7 protein-coding genes are annotated in these 16223 nt (G+C 56.7%); 3 read left to right on the top strand and 4 right to left on the bottom strand.

The window, feature by feature from the left end:
* The 4 genes from ACTRWH_RS13290 to tmpT all read right to left on the bottom strand — a co-directional run bounded on the left by ACTRWH_RS13290 (window position 1) and on the right by tmpT (window position 5683).
* Window positions 1–1548 carry a SpoVR family protein gene (locus tag ACTRWH_RS13290; protein WP_041334047.1) on the bottom strand — a complete coding sequence of 516 codons (1548 nt, stop codon included), beginning with the start codon at window positions 1546–1548 and terminating at the stop codon, window positions 1–3.
* Window positions 1545–2834: a YeaH/YhbH family protein gene (locus tag ACTRWH_RS13285; RefSeq protein WP_206512165.1), complete on the bottom strand. Its 1290-nt coding sequence runs from the start codon at window positions 2832–2834 to the stop codon at window positions 1545–1547. Before ACTRWH_RS13285 ends, ACTRWH_RS13290 begins: the two co-directional genes overlap by 4 nt.
* A gap of 39 nt (window positions 2835–2873) precedes the next feature.
* Window positions 2874–4796 carry a PrkA family serine protein kinase gene (locus ACTRWH_RS13280; RefSeq protein ID WP_036208922.1) on the bottom strand — a complete coding sequence of 641 codons (1923 nt, stop codon included), beginning with the start codon at window positions 4794–4796 and terminating at the stop codon, window positions 2874–2876.
* Between the two features lie 233 nt (window positions 4797–5029).
* A complete protein-coding gene (gene tmpT, locus ACTRWH_RS13275) occupies window positions 5030–5683 on the bottom strand; it encodes a thiopurine S-methyltransferase (RefSeq protein WP_126811667.1) in 654 nt (217 codons plus the stop codon).
* A gap of 97 nt (window positions 5684–5780) precedes the next feature.
* On the opposite strand from tmpT, the gene ACTRWH_RS13270 reads away from it, so the two are divergent.
* The 3 genes from ACTRWH_RS13270 to ACTRWH_RS13260 all read left to right on the top strand — a co-directional run bounded on the left by ACTRWH_RS13270 (window position 5781) and on the right by ACTRWH_RS13260 (window position 16222).
* A complete protein-coding gene (locus tag ACTRWH_RS13270; RefSeq protein WP_462826498.1) occupies window positions 5781–6713 on the top strand; it encodes an NAD(P)-dependent oxidoreductase in 933 nt (310 codons plus the stop codon).
* A gap of 155 nt (window positions 6714–6868) precedes the next feature.
* Window positions 6869–7696, top strand: a complete 828-nt coding sequence (locus ACTRWH_RS13265; protein WP_273624296.1) for a sulfotransferase — start codon at window positions 6869–6871, stop codon at window positions 7694–7696.
* 33 nt (window positions 7697–7729) lie between these two features.
* Window positions 7730–16222, top strand: coding sequence for an Ig-like domain-containing protein (locus ACTRWH_RS13260; RefSeq protein ID WP_462826497.1), 8493 nt, complete (start codon window positions 7730–7732; stop codon window positions 16220–16222).
* Window position 16223 lies beyond the last annotated feature (1 nt).

Below are 16223 nucleotides of genomic sequence, written 5' to 3'. Positions count from 1 at the left end.
TCAATCCGCGTCGTCCGGTTCCCGTTGCGGGCAGTGGCACTCCTCCATGACCACGCCGTTGTCGACGCTTTCAAGGTGGACATCAAAGCCCCACAAACGATGCACGTGACGAAGCACCTCGTCAGTGTCGTCGCCAAGTGGAACCCTGTCGACGGGGATGTGCCGCAGGGTCAGTGATCGATCCCCCCTGACATCCACATTCCAGACCTGGATATTGGGTTCGCGGTAGCTCAGGTTGTATTGCCGTGCCAGCTTTTCCCGAAGGCTGCGGTAGCCGGGGTCATCGTGGATGGCGGTGATCCGGTAGACGTCTTCCTCATCATCGTTCTGAATGGCAAAAAGCTTCAGATCCCTCATCACTTTTGGGGACAGGAACTGCTGGATGAAACTCTCATCCTTGAAATTCTTCATGGCGAAATGCAGGGTTTCCAGCCAATCAGAACCGGCAAAGTCCGGGAACCATTCGCGGTCCTCGTCGGTGGGATTCTCACAGATCCGCCGCAGGTCGGTGAACATCGAAAAACCCAGAGTGTAGGGGTTGATGCCCGAATACCAGGGGCTGTCAAACGGTGGTTGGTAAACCACGGCCGTATGACTTTGCAGAAACTCCATCATGAAACCGTCGTTCACCAAGCCCTTGTCGTACATCCGGTGCAGCAGGGTGTAATGCCAGAAGGTGGCCCAGCCTTCGTTCATCACCTGGGTCTGGCGCTGCGGGTAGAAGTACTGCCCCAGCTTTCGAACGATACGGATGATTTCCCGCTGCCAGGTTTCCAGTAGTGGCGCGTTCTTCTCGATGAAGTAGAGGATGTTTTCCTGGGGTTCTTCCGGGTAGCGCTTCTTGCGGCTCACCGGGTCGTCATCCTCGCCCATTTTGGGGATGGTGCGCCAAAGATCGTTGAGCCGGCGCTGCTGATATTCCTCGCGTTCCTTTTGCCGGCGCAGCTCTTCGGCGGCAGAGATCGGCGCGGGGCGTTTGTAGCGGTCAACGCCGTAGTTCATCAGCGCGTGGCAGGAATCCAGGATTTCTTCCACCGCATCCAGGCCATAACGCTCCTCGCACTCGGCCACGTAGTTACGGGCGAATACCAGATAGTCAATGATGGCGCTGGCGTCGGTCCAGGTGCGGAACAGGTAGTTGCCCTTGAAGAACGAGTTGTGGCCATAGGAAGCGTGGGCAATCACCAATGCCTGCATGGGCAGGGTGTTCTCCTCCATCAGGTAAGCGATGCAAGGATCGGAGTTGATCACGATCTCGTAGGCAAGCCCCATCTGCCCCCGCTGATACCCTTTGGAGGTAGACAGGAACTGCTTGCCGAAAGACCAATGGTGGTAACCCACGGGCATACCGACGGAGCTGTAGGCATCCATCATCTGTTCGGCGCTGATCACCTCCACCTGATTGGGGTAGGTGTCGAGACCGAACTCCGCCGCGCATTTGGCGATTTCCTCGTCGTATTTCTCGATCAGCGGGAAGGTCCACTCGGAACTGGTCGAGATAGGTTCCCGGGTTTTCGGCTCGTTGGGTCTGTCGATGGTGTCGGTCATGCGGCTTTCCTCTCGAACAACTGGCGGAAGACCGGATAGATTTCACCAGGGTCGGCGATCTGTTGCAGCGCGAAGCTCTGCGGGAACCGCTCCTGAATTTTCTCGTATTCGTACCAGAGCATCTGGTGATCCTGGGGCGTGATCTCCACATAAGCGTAATACTGCACCAAAGGCAGGATGCTGTCGGCCAGCAACTTGCTGCAGATGGGAGAGTCATCGTTCCAGTTGTCACCGTCCGAAGCCTGGGCGGCATAGATGTTCCACTCCGCAGGGGAGTAGCGGGACTCGATGATCTTGTGCATCAGTTTCAGAGCACTGGATACGATGGTGCCGCCTGTTTCCCGTGAGTAGAAGAACTCTTCCTCGTCCACTTCCTTGGCGCTGGTGTGGTGGCGGATGAAGACCACTTCGATCTTCTTGTAGTTCTTCTTCAGGAACAGATACAGCAGGATGAAGAAACGTTTGGCGATGTCCTTGTGCATCTGGGTCATCGACCCGGACACATCCATCAGGCAGAACATCACGGCACTGGTGGCTGGCTGGGGCTTCTTCACGTGCTGGCGGTACCGCAGGTCAATCTCGTCAATGAACGGGATACGCCGGACATTGGCCTTGAGATCGGCAATCTCATCCTCCAGGGCTTTGATCTGGTCCTCGTGGCTGAAGGCCGGGTCCAGATCCTCCGGCGCGCTTTTCAGCGCGGCCAGCTCTTCCTCCATTCGGCGGATTTTCTTGCGGCGCGCGCCACCGAGGCCAAGACGTCGGGCATGGGCGCCCCGCAATGAGCGAACCACGTCCAGCTTGGCGGGTATGCCCTGGGTTGAAAAGCCGGAGCGAACGTATTTGAACGCCTCGGTGTCTTTCAGCTTTTTACGGGCGAGATTGGGAAGTTCCAGATCATCAAACAGAAAGTCGAGGAATTCTTCCTGGGTAATCTGAAAGGCGAACTCATCCATGCCTTCGCCATCCGGGCTGGCCTGGCCCTGTCCCTGGCCTCCGCCGCCACCGCCCGGGGGTTTGGGCACCGTGTCACCCGTCACGAACTCCTTGTTGCCGGGGTGGACCATTTCCCGCTTGCCGCCCTGGCCATGGTGGAAGATTGGTTCGTCAGTATCCCTGGACGGAATACTGACATTCTCACCACGCTCAATATCCGTAATGGAGCGCCGGTGAACCGCGTCCGCCACGGCCTTCTTGATGTGATGGCGGTAACGGCGCAGGAAACGTTCCCGGTTTACCGCGCTCTTGTTCTTGCCGTTCAGTCGCCGGTCGACTACGTGGGTCATACCCATAGTTTCACTCCAGTTCAGCGTATGAAGGCTGACTTATTGAGACTTACGAACCCGCAGGTACCATTCCGCAAGGAGGCGGACCTGTTTCTCCGTGTAGCCTCGATCGACCATACGTTCGACGAACTGCTTGTGCTTGTTCTGATCCTCCTGGCTGGCCTTCGGATTGAAGGAAATAACCGGCAGCAGGTCCTCGGTATTGGAGAACATTTTCTTCTCGATCACGCTGCGCAGTTTTTCGTAGCTGAGCCAGGACGGGTTGCGACCCTGGTTGTTCGCCCGTGCCCGCAACACGAAATTGACCACCTCGTTGCGGAAGTCTTTCGGGTTGCTGATGCCGGCCGGCTTCTCGATTTTCTCCAGTTCGTCGTTAATGGACGAGCGGTCGAGAATTTCCCCGGTTTCCGGATCACGGTATTCCTGATCCTGAATCCAGAAGTCGGCATAGGTGACGTAGCGATCGAACAGGTTCTGGCCGTATTCGCTGTAGCTTTCAAGGTAAGCCGTCTGGATTTCCTTGCCAATAAACTCAACGTAGTGAGGCGCCAGGAACTCCTTGATAAACCGCAGGTAGCGGTCGTGGGTCTCGGCCTGGAACTGCTCCTGCTCAATCTGTTTTTCCAGCACATAGAGCAGATGAACCGGGTTAGCCGCCACCTCCGTGGTGTCGAAGTTGAAGACCTTGGACAGAATCTTGAACGCGAAACGGGTGGACAGTCCGTCCATGCCCTCATTCACGCCGGCTGAATCGCGATATTCCTGGATCGACTTGGCTTTGGGGTCGGTATCCTTGATGTTCTGGCCATCGTAAACCCGCATCTTGGAAAAGATACTGGAGTTTTCCGGCTCTTTGACCCGCGACAGGATGGAGAACTGCGCCAGCATATCCAGGGTGTCCGGTGCGCAGGGGGCGCCGGAAAGGGAACTGTCGCGCAGCAATTTGCGATAAATATCAATCTCTTCCGTCACGCGCAGGCAGTAGGGCACCTTGACGATATACACCCGGTCAAGGAAGGCCTCATTGTGCTTGTTGTTACGGAAGGTCTGCCACTCGGACTCGTTGGAGTGGGCCAGGATAATACCGTCGAACGGCACGGAGCCCATGCCTTCGGTGGTGTTGTAGTTGCCTTCCTGGGTGGCGGTCAGTAACGGATGCAGCACCTTGATAGGCGCCTTGAACATTTCCACGAATTCCATCAGGCCCTGGTTGGCCTTGCACAGGCCGCCGCTGAAGCTGTAGGCGTCCGGGTCATCCTGGGAGAAGTCTTCCAGCATGCGGATATTCACCTTGCCTACGAGGGCGGAGATGTCCTGGTTATTGTCATCGCCCGGCTCGGTCTTGGATACACCCACCTGGTCCAGTACCGACGGGTACATCTTCACCACACGGAACTGACTGATGTCGCCGCCGTACTCGTGCAGGCGTTTTACCGCCCAGGGCGACATGATGGACTTGAGGTAGCGGGACGGAATGCCGTATTCCTCTTCCAGAATACTCGCATCCTCAGCGGGATCGAACAGGCCTAGTGGCGACTCGTTAACGGGTGAGCCCTTGATCGCATAGAAGGGCACTTTCTGCATCAGTGACTTGAGTTTTTCAGCGAGAGAGGACTTGCCGCCACCGACGGGGCCAAGCAGGTAGAGGATCTGTTTCTTCTCTTCCAGGCCCTGGGCAGCGTGGCGGAAGAAGGAGACGATGTTTTCCACGGCCTCTTCCATGCCATAGAACTCGGAGAATTCCGGGTAACGCTTGATCACTTTGTTGGAAAAGATACGTGACAGCCGGGAGTCACGGGATGTGTCGATATGCTCCGGCTCGCCGATGGCCAGTAACATCCTTTCTGCGGCAGTGGCGTATGCCGCCGGGTCCTTTTTGCAGATCTCCAGGTATTCCTCAAGAGTGTATTCTTCTTCTTGAGTTGCTTCATACCGGTCTTTGAAATGCTGCATTATGCTCATAGATGGCCCCTCGCTTGCTCTCTTGCCATGAAAAGACAGCTTTTAGTTCACACAATATCCCCGTTGCTGTTGGGTCCGCCGCTCCAGGCGGTCGTTATGGTTATGGGTGGAAGTAAAGGGAGTAACAGACCGATTTACGCTGACGCGTTTATGTCGGTCTTGTTACTGTGAGCTTAGTTCAAGCTTCGGGACTTGGACAGGAGTAAAAGCGTTAAGGTTCATTAAATTGTGTATCAGCGCTTTCTGAGACGGAACACACTCTCCGTCGCGCCAGCAAGCCCTTTACGCTTGGTAAAAGGGTGATCTTTTGCCAGCGTATTGGTGAGTATATGTTCGATCTCGTAATCAGCGGAGTATAGTTTCAGTACTTCTTCGTCACTGACATTGAACGGCGGGCCCTTGATGTCGGTGTCGTAGTCCAGGGTGATCAGAAGTATGCGGGTGCCATCCGGAATCACGGCGGTCAGGTGGTCGACATAATCCTGGCGCATGTGGGGTGGCAGGGCGATCAGGGCAGCACGGTCGTACACCAGCCGAACGTGCTTCAGGTCCTCCGGGACCAACTGGAAAAAGTCGCCGCACCAAAGCTGGAGATCGTCGTGGGCAAATTTGGTGAAGGGTTCACCCGGGTGAACCTTCGCTTTCTCCTGGCCCTCTTCGAAGAAGTCCTTGCAGGCAACGTCACTCAATTCCACGCCGATGACAGCGTGGCCGCGGTCATGGAGCCACCACATGTCATGGGCCTTTCCGCACAGGGGAACGAGCACGGTACCGGTGCCATTGCCGGCGAGCTCTGGCCAGTGGTCATGGAGGTACTGATTGACGGTGCCTTCGTGGAAGCCGATTTCTTTCTTGGCCCAGCGTTCGTGCCAGAACTGATGTTCCATGTGTGTTCCCCTTTTCGCCAATTGGAGGTTTCGCTCAGTCTAACTTAATCTGGGGCTCTGTTGGTCGGCCAAAAACTTCATGAATAAGGAACGACGAATGAAAGCCGTATTTCTGGACGCAGACACACTGGGTAACGATGTGGACCTCTCGCCGATTGAGGCAGTGACCGGGGAGATGGTCAAACATCCGCGAACGTCCCCCGAGCAGGTGCAGGAGCGCATACGGGGATTCGACACGGTATTGGTGAATAAAGTTGTGCTGTCGCGGGAGCACTTCGAGGCCAGCCCGGAGCTAAAGACGGTTGCGGTGGTGGCGACGGGGCTGAACAACATTGATAAGGACGCGGCGAAAGACTACAGCGTAACGGTGATGAACGTGACCAACTATGGCCGCTCCACAGTGGCGCAACACACCATGGCGTTGATTCTCGCGCTGGCCACGCGCTTGGTGGATTACGACAAGGACGTGCGGGCCGGTCGCTGGGGGCAAAGCTCGATGTTCTGCCTGATGGATCATCCCATCATGGAACTGGAAGGGCGCACGCTGGGGGTTGTTGGCTATGGCGACCTTGGGCAGGGCGTTGTGGAGCGCGCAAAGGCGTTTGGGATGAATGTTGTGCTTGGCGCAAGGCCCGGACAGGCAACTGGTGAGGTGGATGGTTACCCCCGGATTCCCCTGGATGAGCTGCTGCCCAAAGTGGATGTGCTGTCGCTTCACTGCCTGCTGACGGACGACACCCGGAATATGATAGGCGCCCGCGAACTGAAGATGATGAAAAAGGAGGCGCTGCTGATCAATACCAGCCGTGGCGGCCTGGTGGACGAGCAGGCGCTGGCGGATGCCCTGCGGGCGGGGACTATTGGCGGTGCCGGCTTTGATGTGCTGACGGAGGAGCCGCCCCGAAATGGCAATGCGTTGCTGGCGGATGATATTCCCAACCTGATTGTGACGCCACATTCGGCCTGGGCGAGTCGGGAAGCGCGGCAACGGATTGTGGAGATTACTGCAAGTAACTTATCGACAATCTAATAAACCAATAAAAAATTACTAAATATTACCTTTGTAGAGGGGAAAGTGACGGCTCACTGAGCTATCTTTGGCGCCTAACAGAAAGTTAATGGTGGTAGGTCCAAGGAAATCGTTGTGATAACAGCGCAACGGTAGCTTCATCTCAGGGAGTCGTGATGCCCCCCAGTCAGTTTCATTTCATTTCAGGCCTGCCCCGGTCCGGGTCGACGTTGCTTGCAGGAATTCTGAGACAAAACCCCCGGCTTTACGCTTCTATGAGTAGTCCTGTCGGAGGGTTGATAAATGGCGCTCTGGAGCAGATGGGTGCCGGCAGCGAATTCTATACCTTCTTCGATGAAACCCGGCGTAAGCGCATATGCCGTTCACTCTTTGACGCCTATTACGAAGACGTCGGCCAGAGACCGGTTATTTTTGACACCAATCGCCACTGGACGTCCCGCCTCCATCAACTCGTGGAGTTGTTTGATGACTTTAAAGTGATCTGTTGCGTTCGTAATCCGGCCTGGATTATGGACAGCTTCGAAGTCATCCACCGAAAAAACCCCTTTGATTACAGTCGGATGTTTAATTCCGGCAATCGCCAGACCGTCTATAGCCGATGTGACGCCTTGATTAGCGCTGGCGGCGCGGTTGGCTCTGCCTGGACAGCTTTGAAAGAGGCCTACTACGGGGAGTTCTCGGACCGTCTGCTGCTTCTGGATTATGACTTGCTGACTCAGCATCCGGGCCGTTGTCTCGAGCTGATTTATCAGTTTATCGGCGAAGCCCCTTTTGAGCATGATTTTGACAGGGTGGAATACCAAGAAACTGAATTTGACGAAACCCTGGGCGTGAAGGGGCTTCATGCCGTTAAGAAGAAAGTGGAATTCAATAGCCGCCGCACCATCTTGCCGCCCGACCTGTTTTCGAAATATCAGGAAATGGATTTCTGGCAGGACAACACGGGTACTGCTGCCAACATCATCGCACCGAAGAAAAACTAGGCACGCCCCCAAGTGGTGGCGCGGAGAGGAATTATGCAAAAAAAGACTGTCCTGAATGGGCTTGGCGCATTGATGGCGCCTATGGGTATGTATGCCGCCGCTGCTACTGCATCGGCGGGTACCTATATGCCTCGGACCTATCTGCGAACCGCCCAGGGCATCCCTGATACCGCTGCTCAGTTGCCGTCGTTGAGCTCGCTGCCGAGAACTGCAGGCGAATTCTTGATCAATCAGCCAATACTAAGTGCTGACTTTCTGCAGGTAGAACAGGGGCAGCCGCTGCGGGAGTTGGTTCTCGTTGACGCCGGAGTGCCGCAAAGCGAGTGGTTTGATTACGCGACCAGGCCAGATACCGAGGTAGTCCACCTGTCTGACGGAAGCGGGCGACTTCAGCAGATCATCGACGTGCTTTCTGCTTACCGGGATCTGACGGCTATTCACCTTATCTCTCATGGTCAGGCCGGAGCTCTTATTCTCGGCAATGAGCGAGTCGATGAAGCTACTCTTGAGGATAACCCTGATTTCCTTGCCGCTTTTGAGGGGGCCACGCGCCCCGGCGCCGATCTTCTTCTATATGGTTGTGATGTTGCCGCGGGCGACGACAGTATTCTCGACATCATTCGTCGCGAAACACACCTTGATGTGGCGGCCTCATCCAGCCCTACCGGCAATGCCGGCCTTGGAGGCGACTGGGTTCTTGAAGTTGTCCGTGGGGATATTGAAACCACGTTGCCCTTCAGCGAAAAAGCTCTGAGGGACTTCTCTGGGGTACTTGGCAGCTTCTCGCCCCGTAATTTTTGTAACGACAGCAATGGCGGCAGGTACCGCTCAAACATAAATACTATTACGTCGGAAAATGGTGACTTCACCGTTACAACGTCCCCGAGTGCATTCCATTGCGGTTACAGCGGGCAGCTCGGTTATCTCAACCCTATCCAACCCTCTCATGCCATTTATCTGGCTAGCAACTCCGGAGGGGTTGAGTTCTCTTCACTTGTATTAGGGGGAGGATGCAGTGTCGTCGATGTTGCCGGCTATTCCGGGGGAGCACCGGTTGCTACTTCCCTGAACAACACTCCAGAAACTATGAGCAGTAACACCATTAACCTGAGCACATTCTCAGGAAAGAATGTAGATAGTTTGGCCCTCTATCTATCATCGTGCTCAGGCGCCACAGGAATATCTTCGTTCTCAACAGTGGAACCGAACACCGCCCCCACCGATATCGCTCTTGGATCAGCGAGTATCAACCAGTCATCAACAGGGGCTGGGGCGGTCATAGGTTCTCTCTCAACAACGGATGCAGACAGCGGTGACAACCATAATTACAGCCTTGTCTCAAATGGCGCATCAAGTAATGGTAGCTGCGGTGCTTCTGGCGATGACGACAATGCGAGCTTCCAGGTAGACAACGCCAACGATGACCTGGAGACGGCTGGCAGTCTGGCATCGGGCTCCTACGATGTGTGTATTGAAACTAGCGACGGTACGGCCAGTTACCAGGAGTCGTTCGCTATTACCGTGAACGATAATGTTGCGCCATCTTATCAAAACGGCACTCCGTCGGTTTCGGGGACCACAGCCAATCAGACAACGTTGACTACCCGCCTAGACGAGGCTGGTGTTACCTATTGGGTTGCCCTATCCGACGGCGCGGCGGCTCCCTTGGCAGTCAACGTCCGGAATGGGACTGACCGATTAGGCAACCCTGCTCCTTTTAGCGGTAGCTACAATGTCTCCTCCAATGGTGTGGACTTCACCGATGACATTACAGGTTTGTCGGCCGGGACATCCTATGACTTGTGGGTGGTGTCGGAAGATGGTGTGCCGAATTTGGGGAGCCCCACAAAAATAGATGTGACAACTCTCCGTGACAGTGATGGCAGCCTGATCACTGCGGCAGGCGTTGCTGAGCCGGTTGCACTGTTTACTACGGTCGATACGGTGGCCGAGACCGTCAATGTGTTTGACTTCACTCTTGCAGACGGAGGCACCAGTGACAACCTCCCCCTGAATGTCACCGAAATCACCTTGAACGTCTCCGGGAGCAGCTCGGATACGGAGCGTTCAAAGATCACCTGGCGGCTTAATGGGCCGGATGTAAGCAACGTAACGGGCACCTACAATGGGGGCTCCGATACGATTACTTTCTCCTCGTTGGGTGTTTCTGTTGCACATGGAGCCAGCGAAACCTACACCGTCAACGCTTACTACAACGACAATACCGGCCTGACCGAAGATCGAACGGTCATCCTGTCGGTGGATGGCGATACCGATCTCACGGTAGGCGGCTCTGGCACCCAGATGGGCTCCACCTCCACGGTTACCAACGGCACCGGAACAGCCATTGAAGTAGTGGCTTCGCAACTGGCATTTGCAACTCAGCCTTCTGGTTCGGTTTCCGGCAGTGCACTGACCACCCAGCCTGTGGTGGTCGCTCGTGATGCCTTCGGCAACATAGATGCTGATTTCACTGAAACAATCACCCTGGTGGAAGCCAGTGCGGGATCAATGTCAAACAACACCCAGGCGTCCGTCAATGGTGTTGCAACCTTTACGGGTCTGACTTACTCCGCCACCGCTGACCAGCAGAGTTTCACTCTGACGGCCGACGATCAAGCCGGTGTTGGCAGTGATCTGCCAACAGTCGATGCCAATGCCGTCACTTCCGACGTCGTGGCCACAAAGCTGATCTTCGACAATCAGCCTGCTCCCACCACGTTAACGAGTGGTGTGGCTACCGCCTTTACCACTGTCCCGGTTATATCGGCCGTTGACGGCAATAACGTTCCCGATACCGGATACTCGACCGACATAACGCTTGCGGAAGTCAACGGAGCCGGAAGCGCTAGCCTGACGGGGACGGGCGACACTGATGGTAATGGGTCTACTGTCACCCTGACACCCAGTTCTGGCACCGCGACCTTTACCGGTTTTCAGGCCACTTACACTGCGTCCGGATCCAGTGATGAAACTTTCAATCTGCGGGCCTCTTCCGGCGCGTTGACCGCTGCGGACAGTAGTCAGTTAACCGCCAGTGTAACCCCGACCATCAACAGCGTTTCCGTTCCCTCCAACGGTACGTATGCAACCGGGCAGAATCTGGATTTCACCGTCAATACCAGCCAGCCGATGACCGTAAACACGGCGAGTGGCACTCCACGCCTTTCCCTGACGATTGGTGGCTCGGTCGTCTACGCCAGTTATATTTCTGGTAGCGGCACCAGTGCCCTGACATTCCGCTATACCCTCCAGGCGGGCGACCTTGATGCGGATGGCATCAGTGTCGGTGCTCTGGAGGCCAATGGCGGAACCCTGCAGGATGGCGCCGGTAACGATCTGGATACAACTCTGAACTCAGTGGGGAGTACCGGTTCCGTTCTGGTGGATGCAGTGGCCCCGACTGTCAGCAGCGTCTCGGTACCGTCAAACGACCTGTATGTTGCAGGCGAGAACCTGGATTTCACCGTTAATACCAGCGAGAACGTGACGGTCAATACCGCTGGCGGAACACCGCGAATCCCGCTGACGGTAGGAAGTACCACCCGCTACGCCAGTTATCTGAGTGGCAGTGGAACTTCCGCCCTGGCGTTCAGATACACAGTGCAGTCGGGAGATGAAGATGCGGACGGCGTGGCCGTCTCGGCAGTGGTCGATCTGAATGGTGGCACGCTACAGGACAGCGCGGGGAACGATCTGAATACCACCCTGAACTCGTTGGGTAACACCAGTAGTGTGCTTGTAGATGCGGTAGCGCCGTCTGGCTACTCGGTTAGCTTTGATGACAGTACCCTGAACGCGTCCGAATCGGACTCTGTCAGTTTCACATTTGCGGGTGCAGAAGTGGGGGCCGATTACAGCTACAGTATTTCCAGTAACGGGGGAGGCACCCCAGTCACCGGGACGGGCACCGTGTCTGATGGCGCCCAGCAGATTACTGGTCTGGATGTCGGAAATCTTGGTGATGGAACGCTTACCTTGTCTGTTGCGCTGACGGATGAGGCTGGTAACCAGTCCTCTTCAGTCACTACAACAGCCACCCTGGATGCGACGGCGGCCTCTGTCACTCTGGACTCGGCGGCGGATCCGGTGACCCATGCCGAGTTCACGGTGTCCATCACGTTCGATGAGCCAGTCAATGGTTTTGCGGTCGGGGACATCACGGTGTCCAATGCCACTGTGGGAAGTTTTTCCGGTAGCGGGGCCAGTTATACGGCCACCATTACGCCCACCGATGATGGTACTGTCACCGTGGATGTTGGTGCTGGCGTTGCGCAGGATGCAGCGGGTAACGATTCTACGGCAGCAACTCAGCTCAGCCGAGTCTATGACGGTACAGCACCGGTGCCTGTTATCACCACGGATGTGACGGCAGACGTTACCAACGCGCCTATTGGCGTGACGGTCGACTTCGGTGAAACCGTTACCGGTTTCGTGTCCGGAGATCTATCAGTCAACAACGGCTCTGTTACCGGGTTTACTGACTCCGGCAACGGCTTGTTTGAACTGACGGTTGAAGCTGCGGGTGATGGCGATGTAACCATTGAATTGCTTGCGGGCGTTGCCGAGGACGAGGCAGGTAATGCCAGTGAAGCCTCTGATCCACTGATTCTCGCGTTCGACGGCTCAGTCCCGGTTCTCCAGAGCTCTGTGCCGGCAGCAGGCGCCAGTGACGTTCCTTATCAGAGTGATTTGTCACTGACGTTTGACGAGCCCGTGTTTGCAGGTGTTGGTGAATTGGTGGTCCAGGATGCCACCGACGGCGTCGAGCACACACGCCTTGTCATTACGGACACACAAGTGTCTATAGACGATGCTCAGGTCACTATTGCCCTGGACGAGGTCTTGGTGCCAACGCACGAGTATTACGTAACATTCGCCGCGAACAGTTTGGAAGATGCAGCCGGCAATGGCTGGGCAGGCATCGTGGGCGATACTGCCTTCCGCTTTACCGTTGGGAACCAGGCACCGGAAGCTGACAACGACAGCGCGAACCTTGACCAGGGCGCTCGCCTGGCGCTGGATGTTCTGGCGAACGATCGCGACGAGGAAGGGCGCCTGAATCTGGCCAGCGTGCGGGTTGTTGCCCAACCGACCCACGGCCGTGTGTCAGTCGAGACCGGCACGGGAGCCGTAACCTATGAGCCGGAAACCGACTACACTGGCCCGGACAGCTTCACCTACGTGGTGGAGGACGAGTTCGGTGGCCAATCCAATGCGGCGACGGTCAGCCTGATTGTCGAGCCGGCCGGCCTTCCTCCAGTCACTCGTGGGGATGTTGCTACAGTAGTTCCGGGTGGCACGGTGACTCTTGCGCCGCTGGATAACGATTACGCCGGAACCTCGGGTGTGAGTCTGGACCCGCAAAGCGCCGAACTGATCCTCCGCCCCCATCACGGCACGGCACAGTGGGCCGATGGGAAGTTAACCTACACCGCGGAGAGTGATTTCGAGGGTGTGGAAAGCCTTGCCTATACCGTGTCCGATGCAAACGGTGTCCGCTCCGCAGTGACCCGTCTGTATATCAACGTGGCTGATGGCGCCATAGCGCCGCTTGCGCGGGATGATTCTGCCGACACTGAGATGGCCGCTGAGATTGCGGTGAATGTGCTCACAAACGACGAAGCCACAGGTAGCGCGCTTGCCAGTGGCACTGTTGAACTGGGCAGTCTGCCGCGCCACGGTGTGGCCGAGGTTGACCCAGCCACAGGTGCAATTGCTTACATGCCGGACGCGGACTTCCGGGGCGAGGACGCTTTCCACTACACCGTCCGTGATGATCGTGGACTGGTGTCGGAATCAGCACTTGTCACGATCAACGTTGGTCTTGCGGGTGTGCCGGTGGCTGGAAACGATCAGGTTCAGGCCATGGACGGTGCAACTATCGCAATCAACGTGCTAGGCAATGACCGTGGTTTGGGCTTGGCGTTGAGCCCGGCAACCCTGAGTGTAGTGGATAGCCCTGCTCAGGGACTGGTAACACTGGACACCGGGGCCGGCGTTTTCCGCTATACCCCGAATGACACCTTCGATGGCTCCGATACCTTCACCTATACCGTTCAGGATGAGGATGGCCAAGTATCTGGCCCAGCCACTGTCACGGTAACCGACCAGCCAGGTAACAACCGGCCTTTGGCCAATGATCGTGACGTGACGGTAGCCGAGGACAACGATACCAGCTTGTCACCTCTGACTAATGACCAAGACCTCAACGGTACTCTGGATACGGCGTCACTGCAGGTTGAACAGCAACCGTTGAATGGCACCTTGTCCGTAGGTGCCGGTGGCACAGTCAGCTACACGCCAGGGGAAAATTTCTACGGTGAAGACCGATTTACCTATACGGTGGCAGACGATTTCGGCCGCAGATCCCGCCTGGCTGTGGTCCGTCTCGTGGTAGCACCGGTTCCGGATCAGCCACAGATCTCCGGCTCGCCGACCTCGACCGTTTCAGCCGGAAACGCGTATCGTTTCACCCCGGTGGTGACCGATACCGATGGCAACCCACTGACCTTCAGTGTCGTCAACCTGCCCGCATGGGCAACGTTCGATGAACAGAATGGTCGTGTTAGCGGCACACCGGAACTGGACGATGTGGGCCGTTATGGTGGCATCGTGATCAGCGTAAGCAACGGCGATGAGTCTTCGGAGCTGGCAGCCTTTAGCGTTCGGGTAACCGGCAATTCCGGTGGTTCCGACGACGGTGGTCAGGGCTCTCCTGAAAGCCCGGTGACGCCAGGGTCGGATGAGGGCGCGGACATTCCTGTCGTCGACTCGGATAACCCTGTCGTTGAGGTAGGCAATGACAAATGGCCGTCCTACACCGACGATCAACCCTCGAAGGCGCTTTACGAAGCCACCTTCGTGGACGCCGCTGGCGAAAAGCGGAGTGTGTCAGTTCTCGTGGATGATCCCCAGGCACCGCTGCCTGCGACAGAATCGCCCGATGCGTCCGGGCGGCAAACGCTGACCTTCTCGCAATCTGACGGCAGTGAGCAAACCGTTGCCGTGTCTCCCTCTGGCGAGACAACAATCGCGGTGTTCGGCCAGGCCGGTGATGCCGATCCAGTCAGCAAGCTGACCAGCGATGCCGCCGAACTGATTGTCACGGCCCTGGCTGGGGGTGACATGCTTAGCAAAGTGGTCATCGAGAATAGTGACGGTGGCAGTAGCGAAATGACGATCGTCCAGTCAGTCATGGAAAGGGTATTGGTCTCCGGAACCCGCTATTCGGCGGACGGTGCCGTACTTGAAACCACGGCTGTCCAGTTCGATATGGTGCCCGCGGACATTGAGCTGGCTGCCGACGGCACGGTTTCACTGAGGGGTGAGGCGACCAGTGGCAGCGAAACGACCGCTGTAGAGTATCGTGTGACGCCCGCTGGAACAGTCAGCGCTGTCAGCCAGTACGCGGATGGCATCATTACGCCGGTTTCTTCAGGTGTAACGGTTCGTCAAGGTGGTTCCGTGGGCATGGTGATGGTCGATGGTTACATCGCCCTTGATCAGCCTTATCCGAACGCTGGCGTCGAGCACATGGCTCGTGTGGCCAGTAATGGTCAGGTGGAGTATATCGACGGTAGCGCCAATACCACCAATCTGCCAGCCGGTTCGATTCTCATCATTGATGGCGATCAGGCAACTACCGGTGGCCGCGATCTGGACCCCGACGGTAACGAGTTGAATCGTGCCGGCGAGATATTAGGGGCGGCGAGTGGACAACCCATCATCAGTCGGCTGGAGGTTACGGACCTGTCCAACGGCAACGAGTCGGTATTCGTCAGTCCCGCGGTGAATGGTGATGGCATCAATGCGTCTCGTTCGCTGCCTGGGGGCGAACTGTCGGCCAGGATTCGCCTCGACGGCACATCGGTCCATCGACTGTCAGGACGTGTTGACATGCGGGATAACCAGGCCCGTTCCCTTATCCCAGGCAGCCTGTCGTTGTTCTTCAACGACCGCGTGGTAACCGTGGTTGACGAAACCGACGCCACGTTACTGACAGAGCTACTGGGTAATGGCGAGGTTCGGCATGAAGTGGCCGCGGGCGGGGCATCCACCCGTGCCTTCAGTTACCTGCCAGGCTCATCCACGGTCATGGAGCGTGACGATGATGGTGATGCCCGGGTGGTGACACGTGCATCCGCAAACGGCCGTTCCCTTGAAGCAACCGCCAGTGCTGACGGCAGCGCCAACCATCGGTTGATCAATCGCCTGGGTGAGCGCTCTGAAGCGGACATCCGGGTTCCCGGTGCCTTCACCAGCTTGAACGAGGATGGCAATCTGCGCAGCCGCGTGAGGCTAGACGGCAGTGATGTGTGTGCCTGGGTGGAAACCTTCGGTAACGGTGAAGCCGGCACAGGCTTCGGAACATACGATCCCGATACACTGACCTGCCAGAGCGTGGAAATGCCCACAAGTCGTGAAAGCCTGTTCGAGGCCGGCAACACTGTCGAGGTTGAGAGCGAGTCCGGTAAGCATACTATTACCATCGAAACCCGCGTGACGCGGCCGATCCGGTTCTGAG

It is taken from the genome of Marinobacter sp. G5_S1_61_S3 (assembly GCF_054968585.1).
Note: the sequence above shows the minus strand (reverse complement) of the source record. Positions and strands in the feature narration are given on the sequence as shown.

What these genes read in the sequence shown, in the direction of transcription:
- ACTRWH_RS13285 (WP_206512165.1), bottom strand. Translation starts at nt 2,834, where the DNA reads ATGACCCACGTAGTCGACCGGCGACTGAACGGCAAGAACAAGAGCGCG.
- ACTRWH_RS13260 (WP_462826497.1), top strand. Translation starts at nt 7,730, where the DNA reads ATGCAAAAAAAGACTGTCCTGAATGGGCTTGGCGCATTGATGGCGCCT.
- ACTRWH_RS13270 (WP_462826498.1), top strand. Translation starts at nt 5,781, where the DNA reads ATGAAAGCCGTATTTCTGGACGCAGACACACTGGGTAACGATGTGGAC.
- tmpT (WP_126811667.1), bottom strand. Translation starts at nt 5,683, where the DNA reads ATGGAACATCAGTTCTGGCACGAACGCTGGGCCAAGAAAGAAATCGGC.
- ACTRWH_RS13280 (WP_036208922.1), bottom strand. Translation starts at nt 4,796, where the DNA reads ATGAGCATAATGCAGCATTTCAAAGACCGGTATGAAGCAACTCAAGAA.
- ACTRWH_RS13265 (WP_273624296.1), top strand. Translation starts at nt 6,869, where the DNA reads ATGCCCCCCAGTCAGTTTCATTTCATTTCAGGCCTGCCCCGGTCCGGG.
- ACTRWH_RS13290 (WP_041334047.1), bottom strand. Translation starts at nt 1,548, where the DNA reads ATGACCGACACCATCGACAGACCCAACGAGCCGAAAACCCGGGAACCT.